The organism is Pseudomonas sp. DE0010 (assembly GCF_007680745.1).
Classification (GTDB): Bacteria; Pseudomonadota; Gammaproteobacteria; order Pseudomonadales; family Pseudomonadaceae; genus Aquipseudomonas; species Aquipseudomonas parafulva_B.
In genome coordinates this window covers 24210-43893 of the sequence record NZ_VEJQ01000029.1, presented here as the reverse complement: position 1 = coordinate 43893, position 19684 = coordinate 24210, and the positions used below count along the sequence as shown (strand labels likewise).

17 protein-coding genes are annotated in these 19684 nt (G+C 62.8%); 7 read left to right on the top strand and 10 right to left on the bottom strand.

What is annotated here, in order from left to right; genetic code table 11:
• Window positions 1-3: 3 nt before the first annotated feature.
• Genes FS767_RS19095 through FS767_RS19085 form a run of 3 tightly spaced genes read right to left on the bottom strand, consistent with a single transcriptional unit; the run spans window position 4 to window position 3246 of the window.
• On the bottom strand, window positions 4-1245 hold the full coding sequence (locus tag FS767_RS19095; protein WP_023534194.1) for a lipoprotein-releasing ABC transporter permease subunit: 1242 nt from the start codon (window positions 1243-1245) through the stop codon (window positions 4-6).
• Between the two features lie 59 nt (window positions 1246-1304).
• Window positions 1305-1988 carry a lipoprotein-releasing ABC transporter ATP-binding protein LolD gene (lolD, locus tag FS767_RS19090; RefSeq protein WP_174435400.1) on the bottom strand — a complete coding sequence of 228 codons (684 nt, stop codon included), beginning with the start codon at window positions 1986-1988 and terminating at the stop codon, window positions 1305-1307.
• Between the two features lie 7 nt (window positions 1989-1995).
• Window positions 1996-3246 carry a lipoprotein-releasing ABC transporter permease subunit gene (locus FS767_RS19085; protein WP_144967455.1) on the bottom strand — a complete coding sequence of 417 codons (1251 nt, stop codon included), beginning with the start codon at window positions 3244-3246 and terminating at the stop codon, window positions 1996-1998.
• A 93-nt stretch (window positions 3247-3339) separates the two neighbouring features.
• On the opposite strand from FS767_RS19085, the gene FS767_RS19080 reads away from it, so the two are divergent.
• Together FS767_RS19080 and FS767_RS19075 are read left to right on the top strand one after the other, a co-directional pair.
• Window positions 3340-3924, top strand: coding sequence for a PilZ domain-containing protein (locus tag FS767_RS19080; RefSeq protein ID WP_144967453.1), 585 nt, complete (start codon window positions 3340-3342; stop codon window positions 3922-3924).
• A 26-nt stretch (window positions 3925-3950) separates the two neighbouring features.
• Window positions 3951-4673, top strand: a complete 723-nt coding sequence (locus FS767_RS19075; protein ID WP_144967451.1) for a glycerophosphodiester phosphodiesterase — start codon at window positions 3951-3953, stop codon at window positions 4671-4673.
• 42 nt (window positions 4674-4715) lie between these two features.
• Here the strand turns inward: FS767_RS19075 and sthA are convergent, their stop codons facing one another.
• Both sthA and FS767_RS19065 read right to left on the bottom strand, forming a co-directional pair.
• On the bottom strand, window positions 4716-6110 hold the full coding sequence (sthA, locus tag FS767_RS19070) for a Si-specific NAD(P)(+) transhydrogenase (protein WP_023534167.1): 1395 nt from the start codon (window positions 6108-6110) through the stop codon (window positions 4716-4718).
• A 397-nt stretch (window positions 6111-6507) separates the two neighbouring features.
• A complete protein-coding gene (locus tag FS767_RS19065) occupies window positions 6508-7971 on the bottom strand; it encodes a glyceraldehyde-3-phosphate dehydrogenase (RefSeq protein ID WP_027915082.1) in 1464 nt (487 codons plus the stop codon).
• A gap of 168 nt (window positions 7972-8139) precedes the next feature.
• Here FS767_RS19065 and mfd point away from each other — a divergent pair, with 168 nt between their 5' ends.
• The 3 genes from mfd to FS767_RS19050 are packed head-to-tail and all read left to right on the top strand — an operon-like array spanning window position 8140 to window position 15495.
• Window positions 8140-11589, top strand: a complete 3450-nt coding sequence (mfd, locus tag FS767_RS19060) for a transcription-repair coupling factor (protein WP_144967483.1) — start codon at window positions 8140-8142, stop codon at window positions 11587-11589.
• Window positions 11590-11598: 9 nt separating this feature from the next.
• The gene (locus FS767_RS19055; RefSeq protein ID WP_144967449.1) at window positions 11599-12165 is read left to right on the top strand and encodes a peptidoglycan binding protein CsiV; all 567 of its coding nucleotides are present in this window, start codon (window positions 11599-11601) and stop codon (window positions 12163-12165) included.
• Between the two features lie 3 nt (window positions 12166-12168).
• Window positions 12169-15495: a DEAD/DEAH box helicase gene (locus tag FS767_RS19050; RefSeq protein WP_144967447.1), complete on the top strand. Its 3327-nt coding sequence runs from the start codon at window positions 12169-12171 to the stop codon at window positions 15493-15495.
• A gap of 63 nt (window positions 15496-15558) precedes the next feature.
• On the opposite strand, the gene nagZ is transcribed toward FS767_RS19050, so the two are convergent.
• Together nagZ and FS767_RS19040 are read right to left on the bottom strand one after the other, a co-directional pair.
• Window positions 15559-16557 carry a beta-N-acetylhexosaminidase gene (gene nagZ, locus FS767_RS19045; protein ID WP_178102752.1) on the bottom strand — a complete coding sequence of 333 codons (999 nt, stop codon included), beginning with the start codon at window positions 16555-16557 and terminating at the stop codon, window positions 15559-15561.
• A 69-nt stretch (window positions 16558-16626) separates the two neighbouring features.
• Window positions 16627-17340: a TetR/AcrR family transcriptional regulator gene (locus FS767_RS19040; protein ID WP_058639655.1), complete on the bottom strand. Its 714-nt coding sequence runs from the start codon at window positions 17338-17340 to the stop codon at window positions 16627-16629.
• A gap of 229 nt (window positions 17341-17569) precedes the next feature.
• On the opposite strand from FS767_RS19040, the gene lexA reads away from it, so the two are divergent.
• A complete protein-coding gene (gene lexA / locus FS767_RS19035) occupies window positions 17570-18178 on the top strand; it encodes a transcriptional repressor LexA (protein ID WP_023534260.1) in 609 nt (202 codons plus the stop codon).
• A 13-nt stretch (window positions 18179-18191) separates the two neighbouring features.
• Window positions 18192-18668 (top strand): SOS-induced cell division inhibitor SulA, encoded by a 477-nt coding sequence (sulA, locus tag FS767_RS19030; protein ID WP_144967443.1) that lies wholly within the window; start codon window positions 18192-18194, stop codon window positions 18666-18668.
• A gap of 16 nt (window positions 18669-18684) precedes the next feature.
• Here the strand turns inward: sulA and FS767_RS22930 are convergent, their stop codons facing one another.
• The 3 genes from FS767_RS22930 to FS767_RS19020 are packed head-to-tail and all read right to left on the bottom strand — an operon-like array spanning window position 18685 to window position 19638.
• Entirely contained in the window at window positions 18685-18822 is a 138-nt protein-coding gene (locus tag FS767_RS22930) for a hypothetical protein (protein WP_167339380.1), read from the bottom strand.
• 16 nt (window positions 18823-18838) lie between these two features.
• On the bottom strand, window positions 18839-19072 hold the full coding sequence (locus FS767_RS19025; protein WP_023534164.1) for a hypothetical protein: 234 nt from the start codon (window positions 19070-19072) through the stop codon (window positions 18839-18841).
• A 50-nt stretch (window positions 19073-19122) separates the two neighbouring features.
• Complete coding sequence (locus tag FS767_RS19020; RefSeq protein WP_058639657.1) at window positions 19123-19638, bottom strand: DUF6586 family protein; 516 nt, start codon at window positions 19636-19638, stop codon at window positions 19123-19125.
• Window positions 19639-19684 lie beyond the last annotated feature (46 nt).

Sequence of the window (19684 nt, the reverse complement as noted above, 5' to 3'; positions counted from 1 at the left end):
CCGTCAAACCGCCAGGCCGATGGCCGGTTGTACCTGGGAAGCCCGGTAGGCTGGGTATAGGGTCGCCAGGAAGCTCATCACCAGCCCTGCCGCGCAGATCATCACCACGTCCCCGCTTTGCAGCTCCGATGGCAGGCTGCTGATGAAGTACACGTCGGAGGTGAAGATATGCTGACCGCTGATCCGCTCCAGCCAGCCCACGATCTGGCTCACGTTGAGCGCGGCGATCACCCCCAGCACGCCGCCGATCAGCGTGCCGACCACGCCAATCAAGCTGCCCTGGACCATGAACGTACCCATGATCTGCGCAGGCGTTGCCCCGAGGGTACGCAGGATGGCGATATCCGGCCCTTTGTCGTTTACCACCATGACCAAGGTGGCGATGATGTTGAACGCGGCCACGGCAATGATCATCAGCAGCAACAGGCCGATCATGGTCTTTTCCATCTTCATGGCACTGAACAGGCTGCCTTGGGTATGGGACCAGTCATCTGCCCGATAGCCCTCACCCAGCTGCGCTGCGATGGCCTTGGACACCTGCGGGGCGGCGTACAGGTCATGCAGTTTCAGCCGCACACCCTGCACCTGGCCGGGCGCCCAACGCTGCATCGTCGCGGCATCAGCCATGTGAATGTAGGCCTGAGAGCCATCGAGTTCGGCGCCCACCTTGAAGATGCCCACCACGGTCAAGCGCTGCATGCGTGGGGTGATCCCGCCAGGCTCGCTGCTGATCTCCGGCACGATCAAGGTCAGTTTGTCCCCGGTATTCAGGCGAAAGCGGCGGGCCGTCAGCTCGCCGATCACCACGCCGAACTCGCCGGGCTGCAAGTCCTGCAGGCGACCCTGAACGATATGCCGCCCTACGATCGACACCTTGTTTTCCTCGGCCGGGTCGATACCGCCTACCTGAATCGGCTGCATGGCACCCTTGTAGGACAGCATGCCTTCCATTTCGGTGATCGGGGCCGCGGCAACCACGGCAGGGTTTTTCATGGCCGCATCGGCCACTTGCTGCCAGTTGTCCAGCGGCTGCTGGCCCAGGATAGCCGCGTGGGGTACCAGGCCCAGGATGCGCGAGCTCATTTCGCGCTGGAAGCCATTCATCACCGACAGCACCACGATCATGGCCAGCACGCCCAGGGACAGGCCGATCATCGAGGTCATGGAGATGAACGAGATGAAATGGTTGCGACGCTTGGCCCGGGTATAGCGCGCGCCGATGAAGATGGGCAGGGGTCTGAACATGTGCGGATACACCCAATCAAAACAGGTCGCGGGATGAAAGGGTCACCCCGCTCGGTCGGTCAGATCGCCACCAGGTGGCCATTGTCGAGTTTCAGTACACGGTCCATCTGACGCGCAAGGCTCAGGTCGTGGGTCACCACCAGGAACGCCGTGCGCGAAGCGCTGGACAGTTCCTGCATCAACTCCTGGATGCCCTGTGCAGTATGGTGATCGAGGTTCCCGGTGGGTTCATCCAGCATCACCAGGCCTGGGCGGTTGACCAGCGCACGTGCGATGGCCACTCGCTGACGCTCGCCGCCAGACAGCTCGGCCGGCTTGTGATTGAGCCGATGCCCCAGCCCAACGCGTTTAAGCAGCGCCTCGGCACGTTCACGCGCCTCTGGAATAGCCGTACGGCCGATCAGCAGTGGCATGCACACGTTCTCGAGGGCCGTGAATTCGGGCAGCAGGTGATGAAACTGGTACACGAAACCCAACTCGCGGTTGCGCAGCAGGCCCCGGGCGCGCTCGCCCAACGCCGATAGCTCTTCGCCGGCCAGCCAGACACTGCCCTGGGTAGGGCGATCCAGGCCGCCCAGCAGGTTGAGCAAGGTGCTTTTGCCCGACCCCGAACTGCCGACAATGGCGATACGCTCGCCGGCGTGCAGTTCCAGGTTCAGGCCAGACAAGACCTGCACCGACTCGGGGCCCTCATCGTAGGACTTGCCCAGGTTGCGGCAACTCAGAACGGCTTTATCACTCATGCGCGACTCACTCATAACGTAACGCCTCTGCTGGCTGGGTGCGTGCCGCACGCCAGGCAGGGTACAGGGTGGCGAAGAAACTCAGGACCAATGCCGCACCACAGACCATGTACACATCCTGGGCCTGGATCTGCGAGGGCAGGTAATCGATGAAATACACGTCGGCGTTGAGGAATTTGTGGCCGATCAGGTGCTCGATACCGGCGATGACCGTGCTGACGTTGAGCGCCGCAATGATGCCCACCACGGCCCCGATCAACGTGCCCACCACACCGATCACAGTGCCCTGCACCATGAAGATGAGCATGATTTGCCCAGGGGTGGCGCCCAACGTGCGCAGGATGGCGATGTCCCCCCGCTTGTCGTTGACCACCATAACCAGTGTGGAAATGATGTTGAACGCGGCAACCGCGACGATCAGCAGCAACAGCAGGCCGATCATGGCTTTTTCCATGCGAATGGCCTGGTAGAGATTGCCATGGGTACGGGTCCAGTCGCGGCTATAGAAATCCTGGTCACCCAGTTGTTGGGCGATGTCGTAGGCCACGCGCGGGGCCTGGAACAGGTCATCGAACTTCAAGCGCAGGCCCTGCACCTGGTCGGGCTTCCAGCGGTGCAGGCGCGACAGGTCGGCGATGTTGGTCAGCCCCAGGTAACCGTCGATCTCGCCGGCCCCCACATGGAAGGTGCCCACCACGGTGAAGCGCTTCATGCGCGGGAACATGCCGGCCGGCGTGACGCTGACCTCCGGGGCCACGAAAGTGAGTTTGTCGCCCACGGCCACACCCAACTTGGCCGCGGCCTTGTCACCGATCATGATGCCCCACTCGCCGGGCGCCAACTGGTCCAGCCCGCCCTGCTGGACGAAGTTGTCGATGATCGACACCTCCCGTTCCCGGGCCGGATCGATGCCGTTGAGCAGCACCTTCTGCACCTTGCCGTCATGGGTCAGCAGACCCTGCATCTGGGTGAAGGGCGCGACCGCCACCACCTGCCGATTCTGCTTTACTTGTTCGGCAAGGGCAGGCCAGTCGGCGATGGGCTGGCCGCTCTCGAGCGTGGCGTGAGGGATCATGCCCAACACGCGGGTGCGCATCTCGTGGTCGAACCCGTTCATCACCGACAGCACCACGATCATGACTACCACGCCCAGGGCGAGGCCGATCATCGAGGTCAGGGAAATGAACGAGACGAAGTGATTGCGACGTTTGGCACGGGTATAACGCGTGCCGATGAATGCGAAAAGAGGTCTGAACATGTCGGGGCTTGTTCGGATGGAAGGGAACGTCCTTGTGGCGAGGCGCCTATGGCGGCTTTACACTCGGACCACCGCCGCTACCATGGGTTCGCCATGACGACATTAGACGAAGAAGATCGCCGCGAATACTACCGCATCGCCGATCGGATCGCACTTCAAATCAGCCCATTGAGCGCGGCCGAAGCCCTGGATCCAGATGTGTTGCAGGATGATTCCCCGCTGTTCAATCTGCTCAGCGAGCTGCACCTGGCCGACTTCGAGGCCCAGCACCTGCTGCGCCAGCTCAGCGACAAGGACCGCACCCTTGCAGCGTTTCTACGGGTACAAAACAAGCGCCTGGACGTGCTCAGCGCCGTGGTCGCCCATACCCTGCTGGGCGAGGTAGGCCAGCCGCAGGCAGTCGTGGTGTCCGAAGGTGGCCTTGAGTGCATCCAGCCAGAGCCCTTTGCACAGGGTAGCCAGGTGAAGGTACAAATGGTGCTGATGCCGCGCGCCCACGGCCTGCTGTTGCGTGGCAAGATCACCCATTGCGACGCCAGGCCCCAGGGCGGCTTCGAGGTCGGCATCGAATTCATCGACATGGTCGATGCCCAGCGCCAGCTGCTTGCCCGCTACATTCTGCAACGCCAGCAACAGCAAAGACGCCAGCAACTTGAACAGAACGCCCCATCACCCTGACTCATTTTCTCACTGAAGGAACGAACGTGACCCTGATCTACGGCCATCGCGGCGCCAAGGGCGAAGCACCCGAGAACACCCTGAACAGCTTCCGCCAGTGCCTGTCCCACGGCATCATGCGCTGCGAGCTGGATCTGCACCTGTCGGCCGACAACCAGCTGATGGTGATCCATGACCCTACCCTCAAGCGCACCACCGGCAAGCGCGGCAAGGTGGTCGAGCACCCGGCCGATGACCTGGTCAAGCTCGACGCACGTCAGGGTGGCCCGGGCTGGGTCCAGCCTTGCCCTATCCCACGCCTGGAAGAGCTGTTCGAGAAGTGCCCGTTCGAGCACTGGCAGCTGGAAGTCAAGAGCGCCTCGCGCACCCGCGCAGCCACTACGGTGCTGGCCATACGCGAGCTGGCCCAGCAGTTCGGCTTGCTGGACAAGGTGACGATCACCTCCAGTTCACGCGAAGTGCTGGGCGCCGCTCAAGAATTGGTGCCGGACGTGCAACGCGGCCTGGTGGCCGAATACGCCTGGCTCGACCCGCTGAAGGTTGCACAGAATTATGGTTGCCAGATGCTGGCACTGAATTGGACGTTGTGCACCCCGGAACGCCTGCAAAAAGCGCAGAAGCAGGGTTTGCACGTATCGGTATGGACGGTCAACGAGCCGGCGCTGATGCGCAGGCTCGCTGATTTTGGCGTGGACAGCCTGATTACAGACTTTCCCGGTTTGGCCAGGACCACCCTCGGGCAGGGTTGAATTCGGTCTCTCCGACCGGCTCAGGCCACCGGTCGGAGCCGCTCAAAAAAGCCGGTTCAGACCGTCATAGGCCGCTACCCGATAGGCTTCTGCCATGGTCGGGTAGTTGAACGTGGTGTTCACGAAGTACTTGAGGTTGTTCAGCTCGCCTGGCTGATTCATCACTGCCTGGCCGATATGCACGATCTCGGATGCCTGGTAGCCGAAGCAGTGCACACCCAGCACCTGCAGGGTCTCGCGGTGGAACAGGATTTTCAGCATGCCCTGGGGCTCACCGGCGATCTGCGCCCGGGCCATGCTCTTGAAGAAGGCCTTGCCCACTTCATAGGGCACCTTGGCCTGGGTCAGTTCCTGCTCGTTCTTGCCGATCGAGCTGATTTCCGGAATGGTGTAGATGCCCGTCGGCACATCGTTGACGAAACGCCAGCTTCCGTTGTCGACGATGCTGCCTGCGGCCGAGCGGCCCTGGTCGTGCGCGGCACTGGCCAGGCTCGGCCAGCCGATCACGTCGCCTGCGCCGTAGATGTTCGGCACGCTGGTGCGGTAGGCCTCGTCCACTTCGATCTGGCCGCGGCTGTTGACCTTGATGCCGATGTTCTCCAGCCCCAGCTTGTCGGTATTGCCGGTCCGCCCGTTGCACCAGAGCAAGGCATCGGCCTTGATCTTCTTGCCCGACTTCAGGTGCAGGATGACGCCGTTGTCCAGGCCCTCGACCCGCTCATAATCTTCGTTGTGGCGCACGGTGATGTTGTTGTTGCTGAAGTGGTAGCTCAGGGCCTGGGAGATTTCCGAATCCAGGAAGCTGAGCAGTTGCCCACGGTTGTCCACCAGCTCGACCAGCACACCAAGGCCGCTGAAGATCGAGGCGTACTCGCACCCGATCACGCCGGCGCCATACACAATCAGCTTGCGCGGGGTGTGGCTGAGGCTGAGGATGGTGTCGCTGTCGTACACACGCGGGTGGTTGAAGTCGATGTCTGCGGGCCGATAGGGGCGCGAACCGGTGGCGATGATGATGTGCTTGGCGTTGAGTTTTTCCACCACGCCATTGGGGCAGACCACTTCGACGGTCTGCTCGTCAGCGAAGCTGCCGGTGCCGAAGAACAGGTCGACGCGGTTGCGGGCGTAGTAGCCCGTGCGCGAGGCCACCTGCTTGGCGATGACCTTTTCGGCGCTCTTGAGCACGTCCGGGAAGGAGAACCAACGCGGCTCGCCGATGGCGCGGAACATGGTGTTGGTGTTGAACTGCATGATCTGCCGCACCGAGTGACGCAGCGCCTTGGACGGGATGGTGCCCAGGTGGGTGCAGTTACCCCCGACCTGGCGACGGGTGTCGACCATTGCCACCTTGCGCCCTGCTTTGGCGGCGTTCATTGCCGCACCTTCCCCGGCCGGGCCGGAACCCAGCACCACTACGTCGTAGTTGTAGACAGCCATGCGTACTCCTTCAGAACTGGCCCGCAAGCCACGGTCGCTTGCGGCGCACGATCATGCCGCCTCGGCGCCATGAGAAAAATCGGGTGCAGTCTAATCAAGCGTGAACGGCGCGCACATTAACCCTTGGTCGCGTCGTAGGCCAATTTCGCCCGCACTACATAAAGCACCGTCTCCCTGGCGGCAATCATCCTTGTCCACGCTTTCGATCACCTTTCACTGCCTGCTCAGACGGAAATACCGCCCAGGCACCTGCGAAACGGCGGTTATTGTCCCTGAAATGTTGCGCTGAGTCACTCGATGCCCCCCTGCGCTCTGCTAGGACAAGCGCCCGTGCCCGGCAGCGCAAACGAAAACGGGAACCCGAAGGTTCCCGTGTGTTCAGCGTCTGACTGGCCGATCAGCGTGGAAAGGCAGGTGGGTTGACCCCGGCCATGTCTTCCATCACGCGCACGACCTGGCAGCTGTAGCCGAACTCGTTGTCATACCACACGTACAGCACGACGCGATTGTCGTTGCAGATGGTGGCTTCGGCGTCTACCACACCGGCGTGGCGCGAACCCACGAAGTCGGTGGAGACCACTTCCTGGGAGCTCACATAGTCGATCTGCTTGTGCAGGTCCGAGTGCATGGCCGTCTGGCGCAGGTACTCGTTGATTTCCTCGCGGCTGGTGGCCTTTTCCAGGTTCAGGTTGAGGATTGCCATCGACACGTTCGGCGTCGGCACGCGAATGGCGTTGCCGGTCAACTTGCCCTTGAGCACAGGCAGGGCCTTGGCGGCGGCGGTGGCAGCACCGGTTTCGGTGATGACCATGTTCAGCGGCGCGGCGCGGCCACGGCGGCTGCCCTTGTGGAAGTTGTCGATCAGGTTCTGGTCGTTGGTGAACGAGTGAACGGTTTCGACGTGGCCGTTGACGATGCCGTACTGGTCGTTGACGGCCTTGAGCACCGGCACGATGGCGTTGGTGGTGCAGGAGGCGGCGGAGATGATCTTGTCATCGGCCGTGATCTCGCCGTGGTTGATGCCATGCACGATGTTCTTCAGGGCACCCTTGCCAGGTGCGGTGAGGATCACGCGGCTGGCACCCGGGCAGGCCAGGTGCTGGCCCAGGCCGTCGGCATCACGCCATACGCCGGTGTTGTCCACGATCAGCGCGTTGTCGATGCCGTACTGGGTGTAGTCGACTTCGCTCGGGTTCTTGGCGTAGATGATCTGGATCAGGTTGCCGTTGGCCGTCAAGGTGTTGTTGGCTTCGTCGATGGTGATGGTGCCATCGAACGGCCCATGCACCGAATCACGACGCAGCAGGCTGGCACGCTTGACCAGATCGTTCTCGGCGCCTTTGCGCACGACGATGGCACGCAGGCGCAGGCCGTCGCCACCACCGGTCTTCTCGATCAGGATACGCGCCAGCAGGCGACCGATACGGCCGAAACCATACAGCACGACGTCGGTGCCTTTGCGCGCGGCGGCGTTCTGCTGGCCCACCACGTCAGCCAGTTCTTCACGCACGAACTGCTCGGCGCTGCGGCCGTTGCCTTCGAGCTTGAACTTGTTGGCCAGCTTGCCCAGGTCGACCGAGGCGGCGCCCAGTTTCAGCTCGCTCATGGCCTTGAGCAGGGGGAATGTCTCGTGAACGGACAGTTCGGTTTCGTCGGTCTGGCGATGACGCGCAAAGCGGTGTGCCTTGAGGATCGAGATAACCGAACGGTTGATCAGGCTGCGGCCATAGATCGAGCTCACCACATTGTTGTTGCGGTAGAGCTGACCGATAAGCGGGATCATCGCTTCAGCCAGGGCTTCACGATCGATCCACTCACCAAGACACTGGTCGGGCTTCTGAGTCACGGGAACCTTCCACATGTAGGGACAGAAAAAAGGGGCTACATTATGACGCCCCGATGCGTAACCGGCAATGAGCGCCTGTCGTGGTCACGCACATCGATCATCCTGCCCCATTGGAGCCTGACAGCCGCCAGCGTCACCGGTACAATCGGTCTCTTTGCCGAAACGCTTGGAGTGCAATCTCCCGTGTCAGTTCTGCGCCTACCGCAACTGTCGGCTACCGCCGGCAAACAAACCTGGGGCAACCTGCCCGGTGCCGCCCTCAGCCTTGCCATCGCCGAGGCCGCCAGCAGCGCTGGCCGCTTCACCCTGCTGCTGACGGCAGACAGCCAGGCCGCCGACCGCCTGGAGCAGGAACTGAAGTTCTTCGCGCCCGAGTTGCCGGTGCTGCCGTTTCCCGACTGGGAGACCCTGCCCTACGACCTGTTCTCGCCCCACCAGGACATCATCTCCCAGCGCATCGCCAGCCTGTACCGGCTGCCGGAGCTGAGCCACGGCATCCTGGTAGTGCCCATCACCACGGCCTTGCATCGCCTGGCCCCGACCCGCTTCCTGCTGGGCAGCAGCCTGGTGCTGGACGTGGGCCAGACCATCGATGTGGAGCAGATGCGCAGCCGCCTGGAAGCCAGTGGTTACCGCTGCGTGGACACCGTCTATGAGCATGGCGAGTTCGCCGTGCGTGGGGCCTTGATCGACCTGTTCCCGATGGGCAGCAAGCTGCCCTACCGCATCGACCTGTTCGACGACGAAATCGAAACGCTGCGCACGTTCGACCCCGAGACCCAGCGCTCGATCGACAAGGTCGACTCCATTCGCCTGCTGCCGGCACGCGAATTTCCGATGCAAAAAGAGGAAGTCACCCGGTTCAAGGCACGCTTTCGCGAGCGTTTCGACGTGGATTTTCGCCGCAGCGCGATCTTCCAGGACCTGGCCAGCGGCATCATCCCGTCCGGTATCGAGTACTACCTACCGCTGTTCTTCGAAGAAACCTCGACCCTGTTCGACTACCTGCCGGCCGATACCCAGGTGTTTTCGCTGCCGGGCGTGGAGCAGGCGGCCGAGCACTTCTGGAACGACGTACGCGGGCGCTACGAGGACCGCCGGGGCGACCTGAGCCGGCCCTTGCTGCCGCCGGCCGAGCTGTTCATGCCGGTTGAAGACTGTTTCGCGCGCCTCAAGCAGTGGCCACGGGTGGTGGTCAGCCGCGATGACCTGGACCCAGGCGCCGGGCGCCAGCGCTTCGCCGCTCGCCCCCTGCCTGACCTTGCCATCGAAGCCAAGGCCAACCAGCCGCTGGCGGCATTGGCAGGGTTTCTCGACCAGTTCGATGGGCGCGTGTTGTTCACCGCAGAATCGGCCGGACGCCGCGAAGTGCTGCTTGAGCTGCTCGAACGGCTCAAGCTGCGCCCGAACACGGTCGAAGGCTGGACCGACTTCGTCACCGGTAGCGAACGCCTGAACATCACCATCGCACCGCTCGACGAAGGCCTGCTGCTCGACGACCCGGCCATGGCCCTGATCGCCGAAAGCCCGCTGTTCGGTCAGCGGGTGATGCAGCGCCGCCGCCGCGACAAGCGCGGTGAAGCCGCCAACGATGCCGTCATCAAGAACCTGACCGAGCTGCGTGAAGGCGCGCCGGTGGTGCATATCGATCATGGCGTGGGCCGCTACCTGGGCCTGGCGACGCTGGAAATCGACGGCCAGGCCGCCGAGTTCCTGACCCTCCAATACGCCGAGGGCGCCAAGCTCTACGTACCCGTTGCCAACCTGCACCTGATCGCCCGCTACACCGGCAGCGATGACGCGCTGGCGCCCCTGCACCGCCTGGGCTCGGAAACCTGGCAGAAAGCCAAGCGCAAGGCCGCCGAACAGGTACGCGACGTCGCCGCCGAGCTGCTCGACATCTATGCCCGCCGTGCAGCGCGCAAGGGTTACGCGTTCGCCGACCCGGCCGCCGACTACGCCACGTTCAGCGCAGGCTTCCCGTTCGAAGAAACCCCCGACCAGCAAGCGGCCATCGAAGCGGTACGCGCCGATATGCTGGCGCCCAAGCCCATGGATCGTCTGGTGTGCGGCGACGTAGGCTTCGGCAAGACCGAGGTGGCCATGCGTGCAGCGTTCATCGCCGTGCACAGCGGTCGCCAGGTGGCTGTGCTGGTGCCCACCACCCTGCTGGCCCAGCAGCATTACAACAGTTTCCGCGACCGTTTTGCGGACTGGCCGGTCACCGTCGAGGTGATGAGCCGCTTCAAGTCGGCCAAGGAAGTGGCCAATGCCGCGGCCGAGCTGGCCGAGGGCAAGATCGACATCCTGATCGGCACCCACAAGCTGCTCCAGGACGACGTACGCTTCAAGGACCTGGGCCTGGCCATCATCGACGAAGAGCATCGTTTCGGGGTGCGTCAGAAAGAGCAGCTCAAGGCGCTGCGCAGCGAAGTGGACATCCTGACCCTGACTGCCACGCCCATCCCGCGCACCTTGAACATGGCCGTGGCGGGCATGCGCGATCTGTCGATCATCGCCACGCCGCCGGCCCGGCGCCTGTCGGTACGCACCTTCGTCATGGAACAGAACAACAGCACCGTCAAGGAAGCGCTGCTGCGCGAACTGCTGCGCGGTGGCCAGGTGTACTACCTGCACAACGATGTGAAAACCATCGAGAAATGCGCTGCCGACCTGGCCGAACTGGTCCCCGAGGCGCGCATCGGCATTGGTCACGGCCAGATGCGCGAGCGCGAGCTGGAGCAGGTGATGAGCGACTTCTACCACAAGCGCTTCAACGTGCTGGTGGCCTCGACCATCATCGAAACCGGCATCGACGTGCCCAGCGCCAATACCATCGTCATCGAGCGTGCCGACAAGTTCGGCCTGGCCCAGTTGCACCAATTGCGTGGCCGGGTCGGTCGCAGCCACCACCAGGCCTATGCCTACCTGCTGACGCCAACGCGCCAGAAGGTCAGCGGCGACGCCGAAAAACGCCTCGAAGCCATCGCCAACACCCAGGACCTGGGCGCCGGGTTCGTGCTCGCGACCAACGACCTGGAAATCCGCGGGGCTGGCGAGTTGCTCGGAGACGGCCAGAGCGGCCAGATCCAGGCGGTGGGCTTTACCCTGTACATGGAAATGCTCGAGCGCGCCGTCAAGGCGATCCGCAAGGGCACCCAGCCAAACCTTGAACAACCGCTGGGCGGCGGCCCGGAAATCAACCTGCGCCTGCCAGCCCTGATCCCCGAGGACTACCTGCCGGACGTGCATGCGCGGCTGATCCTGTACAAGCGCATCGCCTCGGCGGCCGATGAGGAAGGCCTCAAGGACCTGCAGGTCGAGATGATCGACCGCTTTGGCCTTCTGCCAGAGCCCACCAAGAACCTCATGCGCCTGACGCTGCTCAAGTTGCAGGCGGAGAAACTGGGCATCAAGAAAGTCGACGCCGGCCCCAATGGCGGCAAGCTCGAGTTCGAGGCCGAAACGCCGGTCGATCCTCTGACCCTGATCAAGCTGATCCAGAGCCAGCCCAAGCGCTACAAGTTCGAAGGCGCCACCCAGTTCCGCTTCATGGTCCCGATGGAGCGGCCTGATGAGCGTTTCAACACCCTTGAGGCGCTGTTCGAGCGCCTGACACCAAAGCCTGCCTAAGGAAGATCCATGCGCGCCATTCGCTGTCTGACCCTGCTACTGGTGGCGTTTGCCCCAGCGGCATTCGCCCAGGGCCCGTATCAGGTCGAAATGATCCTGGTAAGGCAGAACAACGTACCCGCGTTCACCAGCCCGTTCGCGCCTGAAGACTGGAGCGCTGGCGCGCCACGGCTGGACAAAGGCGCAGAGCAGCGCCCGGCGCTCGAAGACGAGGCTACACGCCTGGGTGCCACGACCGACTACACGGTGCTCATGCACCGGGCCTGGCAACAGCAGGTAGGCGATGGGCCCAGTCGCATCGCATTGGGTGAGGGTGCCGAGCAGTTCGGCCATTTCCCGATCGAGGGCAACCTGAGCATCACCCAGGGTCGCTTCATCCAGGTCGAAGCCAACCTTTGGGTCAACCAGCTCGACGGCAACGGCAGCGTGCTGCAGAGCGAGCAGTTTCGGCAGGCCAACAGCAATGTGAAAGGCGGACAACTGACCTACCTGGACGGCGGCCATCTGGCCATGCTGTTGAAGATCACCCCACCTGGCACACCCAAGATGCCGTCGCAGGACATGCTGGAGCAGTGACCCATGAGACGTAAAGGACCTGATGCCTTCGAGCTGCTGAACGAGTACCCCAACTGGATCGAATGTTTCGATGCAGGTGCTCTAAAGCGAGGCGAGGTCTATGCGAGCGAGGGCAAGGCCGAGCTCGAGTACCTGGACGGGCAAAGGTTTTCTGCGCTGTGCGAAGGCAGTGCAGGACAAACCTACAGGCAGACCATCGAAGTGAGCGTGCATGCCGGGCGCTGCATCGTCGAGGGCGACTGCAGTTGCCCTGTGGGGTACAACTGCAAGCATTGCGCAGCCGCGCTGCTGCTGATCAGCGACCCCTTCGACAAGCCACTGGTAGCCAAGCCCACCTCTGCGCAGATGTCAGCCGAGCTTCAGTATTGGCTCAGCAATCTCGAACAAGCGCCCGCACCGGTTAAACCCGGCAAGGACAAGCGCGGGCGCTCGGTCTGCTACAACCTGCACCTTCAGGACGATGCCAGTTGCTCGGTGGTCGTGCGCAAAGGCACCGAAACCGAAGACGGCATTCGCTTCAGCCGGGTGCAATCGGTCTACGACTTCCTGTACGACCGGCCAAAATTCGTGACCGAAGAAGACGCACGCATCCTGCGTCTGCTCTCCTCGCTCAACCAGGGGGGCGGCCAGGAGCGGGGCTACAGGTTGACCGGGGGCGAAGGCGGTGAGTTGCTCCAGCGCATTATCGACACGGGCCGGCTGTACCTGTTCGACACTCAGCCACCACTGCAGCCCGGGCCGGTGCGCCAGGGCGAGTTTCGCTGGGTGCGCCTGGACAATGGTGCGTACCGTGGCTTGTGGTTCACTGGCGAGGATAAATCCAACTGCGTCATCCCATTGCTTCCGCTGTACTACCTGGACATGGTCACCCATGAGATCGGCGTCCTGGAACATGGGCTAAACCCACACGTTGCGATGCAACTGACCCTCGCGCCCGAGGTGCCGGAGCACCTGGTCGTGCCGCTCAGCCACAAGCTCAACGCCTTGAGCCATGCCGTGCCGACGCCGACCGAGGTCCAGGAGCAACACGTCGATGACATTCAGCCCACCGCGCACCTGGTACTTGGGAGCCTGGAGTTCACCGCCTACATGCCCAAGACCGGTCGCATGCAGCGCCAGATGCAGCACCGCGCCGCGCTGTCGTTCGACTACGACGGCCTGTCGGCCAGCGGCAATACCGACAAGCCGCTGACGCGCCTGGTGGGCAGCGTGAGCCAGCGCATCAGCCGCCAGCCCAAGGCTGAGCAAGCCCTGCGCAATGTCCTGCGTGACATGGGGTTCAAGGTCGCGACCCGGCAGAGCAAGGCACTGCCCGACAGCGCCGGCGAAATGTTCCTGCTTCCCGACGACGAGGCCTGGCTGCAATTCGTGCGCACCAACCTGCCCCAGCTGCGTGAAGCGGGCTGGCAGGTGGACGTCAACCGCGACTTCGCGTTCGACTTGCAGGAGGTAGAAGACTGGTACGCCACGGTCGATGAAACGCCAGGCCGTGAATGGTTCGACCTTGAGTTGGGTATCGTCGTCGAAGGGCAGCGGCACAGCCTGCTGCCCATCGTCCTGCAACTGTTGCGCAACAGCCCTGAGCTGCTACGCCCCAGCGAACTGGCCAAGCGCAACGACGAGGAGCACCTGCTGATCGATCTCAACCGCGGCCGGATCGATGCCCCTGCCCTGCGCGTGGCTCTGCCTTATGGCCGGGTCAAGGCCGTGATGGCGACCTTGGGCGAGCTGTACCTGAGCGAACCTGAAGCCGGGACGGCACTGCGCATGAGCCGAGCAGACGCTGCGCGCCTGAACGGGATCGAAGCGCTGCCCCTGCATTGGGAAGGCGGTGAGCATGTGCGCGACCTGGGTCGCCGCCTGCGCGATGCCAGGGATTTGCAGGTCGCCCCACCTGCTGGCCTGCAAGCCAGCCTGCGCGGCTACCAGCAGCAGGGGCTCAACTGGCTGCAAGCACTGCGGGAAATGGGCACCGGTGGCATCCTTGGGGATGACATGGGCCTGGGCAAGACCTTGCAGGCCCTGGCCCATGTGCTGCTGGAAAAAGAAGCGGGCCGTTTGAGCGCGCCAGCACTGGCTGTCATGCCGACCAGCCTGATACCCAACTGGCTGGACGAGGCGCAGCGCTTCGCACCCGGCCTTCGGGTGCTGGCCCTGCACGGGCCAGCCCGCAGCAAGCATTTCGCCCGCCTGCACGATTACGACCTCATCCTGACCACCTATGCACTGGTGCCCCGCGATCTTGCGCATTTGCGTGCGCAGCCATGGCACCTGCTGTTGCTCGACGAGGCGCAGAACATCAAGAGCAGCACCAGCAAGGCAGCCATGGCCGTGTGCCAACTGCAGGCTACCCAGCGCCTGTGCCTGACCGGTACACCGATGGAAAACAATCTCGGCGAGCTGTGGTCGATCTTCCACTTCCTGATGCCCGGCTGGCTGGGTGACCTCAAGCGCTTCAATCAGGACTACCGCACGCCTATCGAGCGCCAGGGCAATACCGAGCGCCTGACCCACCTGATCACGCGCATTCGCCCCTTCCTGCTACGCCGCACGAAAGAGCAGGTCGCCACCGAGCTGCCAGCCAAGACAGAGCTGGTGCACTGGGTCGAACTGAGTGACGCACAGCGTGACACCTACGAGGCCGTGCGGGTGGCGATGGACAAGAAGGTCCGCGACGAGGTAGCCCGCAACGGTGCCGCACGCAGCCAGATCGTCATCCTCGATGCACTGCTCAAGCTGCGCCAGGTGTGTTGCGACTTGCGCCTGGTCAAGGGCGTGGACATCAAGGGCAACCAGAGCGACAAGGGCAAGCTGGGCGCGCTGCTGGAGATGCTCGAAGAGCTGATGGGCGAAGGCCGCCGCGTGCTGCTGTTCTCCCAGTTCACCTCGATGCTGGCGTTGATCGAGCAGGAACTGAAAAAGCGCAGCATCCGCTACAGCCTGTTGACCGGCGACACTCGCGACCGCCGCACCCCTGTCCAGCAGTTCCAGGAGGGGGACAGCCAGGTCTTTCTGATCAGCCTCAAGGCAGGCGGGGTGGGCTTGAACCTGACGGCAGCCGACACCGTCATCCATTACGACCCGTGGTGGAACCCGGCCAGCGAAAACCAGGCGACCGACCGGGCCTACCGCATTGGCCAGGACAAGCCTGTGTTCGTGTTCAAGCTGATCACCCGCGGCACGGTGGAGGAAAAGATCCAGCTGTTGCAGCAGGAAAAAGCAGCGCTGGCTGCCAGCCTGCTAGACGGTGGCAAGGCCGGGCAATGGCGACTGGGGGACGAGGAAATAGAGGCGCTGTTTGCGCCGCTGCCGGGCAAGCGCGGTCGGTAGCAGCTGTCGGAACGCGTACCCGCTGGGTATATGCGTTCCGACAGGCTGCTGGACGATGAGCGGCTAGTCGATCAACTGGGCGTCCTTGAGCGCGCACAGCGCCTGCAGCCAACGCGGATGCTGGCGATAATCGGTGCAGGCGGTGCCTTGGCCGCGCATGCTGGCGATCCGAGGTGACGGGGTGACCTGCATACGCTGAGCAGCACCCAGCGCCAGTTCGGCCGCAGCACGGTCGTTGCAAACCAGCCCCATGTCGCACCCGGCGCTGAATGCCGCCTCGATGCGGCTGGCCGCATCACCGACCACATGAGCACCGGCCATGGACAGGTCGTCACTGAAGATGACCCCGTCGAAACCTAGCTCGCCGCGCAAAATATCTTGCAGCCACCGGCGGGAAAAGCCTGCCGGACGGTTGTCGACCTGCGGGTAGATCACATGGGCAGGCATCACTGCTGCCAATTGACCACTCAGGCGGCTGAACGGCACCAGGTCTGCCGCACGCAGTTGCTCCAGGCTACGCTCGTCAGTGGGTATCGCCACATGGGAATCGGCTTCTGCCCAACCATGGCCTGGGAAATGTTTGCCACAAGCAGCCATGCCTGCCGCGTTCATGCCGCGGATGAACGCGCCGGCCAATTGCGTAGCCCGCAGCGGATCACCTTCGAAGGCGCGGCTGCCCACCACCGCGCTGCGCTGGTGATCCAAGTCCAGCACCGGAGCGAAGCTCAGGTCCAGGCCAACGGCAAGGACTTCGGTCGCCATCAACCAGCCACATTGTTCGGCCAGGTACTCAGCATTGGCAGTGTCGGCCAGGGCACGCATCGCCGGCAGGCGCACGAACCCCTGGCGCAGACGCTGTACCCGACCGCCCTCCTGGTCGACGGTCAGGATCAGGTCCGGGCGCAGCGCACGAATGGACGCGCACAACGCACGCACCTGGCGCGGGCTGTCGATGTTGCGGGCGAAGATAATCAACCCCGCCACTTCGGGCTGGCGCAACAGCTGCCGGTCTTCGGCGGTCAGCCAGGTACCGGCGATATCCACCATCAATGAGCCTTGCAGGCTGGCGGTCATGAGAAATCCTTCAATAGAGACAGGGGAAAGCCCGCTTAGGGCTGGCGACTGGCGAGCTCATGCCTTGGCGGGGGCTGCACCGCTGACGGTCTTGCTGCGCGGGCGCAACTGGGCGCTGGCCATGGCCGCATCGGTGACACCGGTATCGGCACGCATGCCGGCAGCCAGGAACGGCACCATCAAGCGCATCACCTGCTCGATGGAGGTGTTGATGCCAAAGTCAGTCTCCGCGATGGCTCGCAGCGCCTTGATGCCCGACATGCTGAACGCAGCAGCCCCGAGCATGAAATGCACACGCCAGAACAATTCGAGCGGAGGAATGCGTGGCGCGGCTTCGTTGACCAGCAACATGTAGCGGCGGAACACCTTGCCATACATGTCTTCGAGGTAACGGCGCAAATGGCCTTGGCTCTGGCTGAACGCCAGGCCCAGCAGCCGCATGAAGATCGACAGGTCGTTGTTGCTGCGCGGCTGCACGGCAAGGGCTTGCTCGACCAGCATCTCCAGTAACTCTTCGAGGGTGGGCTTGTGCTCGGGGCGGGCCTGGCGCCGCTCCAGCTCGCGCTCCAGGCTGGCGCAGAATGGCCCCAGGAAACGAGAGAATACCGCCTGGATCAGCGCTTTCTTGGAACCGAAGTGGTAATTCACCGCCGCCAGGTTAACGCCGGCCTTGCTGGTGATCAGCCGCAACGAGGTTTCGGCGAACCCGCGCTCGGCGAACAGCTGCTCGGCAGCATCAAGGATGCGTTCAACGGTTTCCGATTGGGCCATGACTACTCCAAGCACTGCGCCATACAAACAGGTGTTTGAAACATACGTTTCAACCCCCGATCTGTCAAGCGTTCGTGACCGGCCGGTCAACCATGTAGTTGCGAGGGCGTTTGGCGGCGAACCCGGTGTAATCCGTACCCATCAGCTGACCTGGGCAGTGGCAGAGCTTGCGGCGCGCCGAATACTGTATATAATCCCAGTCACTGTACAAAAAGACAGAGCGCTGATCATGTTGAAACTGACGCCACGCCAAGCCGAAATCCTCGCCTTCATCAAGCGCAGCCTCGAGGACAACGGCTTTCCGCCGACTCGTGCCGAGATTGCCCAGGAGCTGGGCTTCAAGTCACCCAATGCCGCCGAAGAGCATCTCAAGGCGCTGGCCCGTAAAGGCGCTATCGAGATGACACCAGGCGCCTCCCGAGGCATTCGCATTCCCGGCCTCGAAGCCAAGGCCGAAGAAGCCGGGCTCCCGATCATCGGCCGCGTTGCTGCCGGCGCCCCGATCCTTGCCGAGCAACATATCGAGCAATCCTGCAACATCAACCCAGCCTTCTTCCACCCCCAGGCCGACTATCTGTTGCGTGTGCACGGCATGAGCATGAAGAACGTCGGCATCCTCGATGGCGACCTATTGGCGGTGCATACCTGCCGCGAAGCCCGCAACGGCCAGATCGTCGTGGCGCGCATCGGCGACGAAGTCACCGTCAAGCGCTTCAAGCGCGAAGGCAACAAGGTTTGGCTGCTGGCCGAAAACCCGGAATTTGCCCCTATCGAAGTCAACCTGAAAGATCAGGAACTGGTGATCGAGGGCTTGAGCGTCGGCGTCATTCGCCGCTGAATCAGGAGGCGTCATGCAGCCATTCACCCATACAACCGAGCAAGTCCAGTTGCCGCTGTTCGAAGCATTCCTCGCCCAGCCTGTCCTACCTGGCCTCAAGGCCAGCGAACTGGCGCGCAAGAGCGACGTGCCCGACCTGTTCAGCGAATTGTCACTGCACGGCGCCCCCAGTCACTGTCACACCTTGCTGGCACCTGTGCTACGCGAACTCAGCGAAGAAGACGAAACACGCTGGTTGACCCTCATTGCACCACCGTCGAGCCTGACACAGGCCTGGCTGCGCAGGGCTGGGCTCAACCGCGAACGCATTCTGCTCCTTCATCCGCGAGGCAACCAGCTTCCCTTGCAGTTGGCGTGCGAAGCCTTGCGCCTGGGCCGTAGCCATACCGTGGTCAGCTGGTTGGGGAGCGTCAATGCCAACGCACGTCAGCTGCTGTTGCGTGCGGCAAGCGTAGGTAACGCGCAAAGCCTGAACATTCGTTTCGGCTGACACTGCGGCATTCGTACTACCGGCCTGACCGCTCCAGGCCATGCTCGCCCTGACGAGTAAAGAACGCCGACAACGCACAACGCGTTCCCGACACCCCCACACTCATCTGTTCGATACGTTTGCCGCCGACACCGGCCAGGCCGGTGGCAGCCATCTCACGACTGCGCGTTTCAGTGCAGAACGCGCGGCCCTTCGTCACGTTCGAGCTCGCCATCCACGAGTCGTCCAGCCATCTGCACACCCACGCTGAGCATGGCTTTGGCCACCTCGACGTGCTGACCCTGCAGGAATACTTTGGCATCCTCTGAGAAATCCAGGGTTACCAGTGAGCCTTCATCCTCGGCGCGACGCAGTTCGATGCGGCCATCAGGCAACTCGACAATTTCCAGAAAAGACGTAGACATAAAGGGCGGTTCTCCACGAAAGGCGAGCATTGTACCAGCGCTCGACGCTGTCAGCACTCACTCAACGCATCGCGAAAACGCCTGACGAGTGCCTTGAGATCGCTGCGCCACGCCTCAAGCTCGGCACGGGACAGCGGCGCAGGCACCTGCTCATCGAGGCTGACCGCCTGGATCAACGGCTGGGTGACGTCAGTCTTGGGTGGTTTGCGCATCACAGGCGCTCGGAACAAGTCAGCATAGGCAGCCAGCATCTGCGCCAGCCAGGTTTCCCGTTGCCGGGCAAGCTCCAGGAGCTCGGCAACTTCTGGTATGGCGATGCCATTGAAGGCGTCCTGCGCCAGAGCCTGCTCAACGCTTGCCAGCGCAGGCAAGCGGTAGTAACCACTGATTTCGTGACACAGGCCAAGCAAGGCACCATGCAGATGAAACAATGCCGACTCCCGCTCAGCCTGCACCAGCCCCTGGGCGTTCATGGCCTGGCTCTGTTCAGCCCTGGCCATCGATTCCAGTGCCAGCCCGGCAAAGTACAGTTTTTGATTAGTGCGGGTATAGAGCTCCTGGGCCATGTGCTGTCCTCCCATCAAGTGGCTTAGCGGATTGCTGCATCATAAA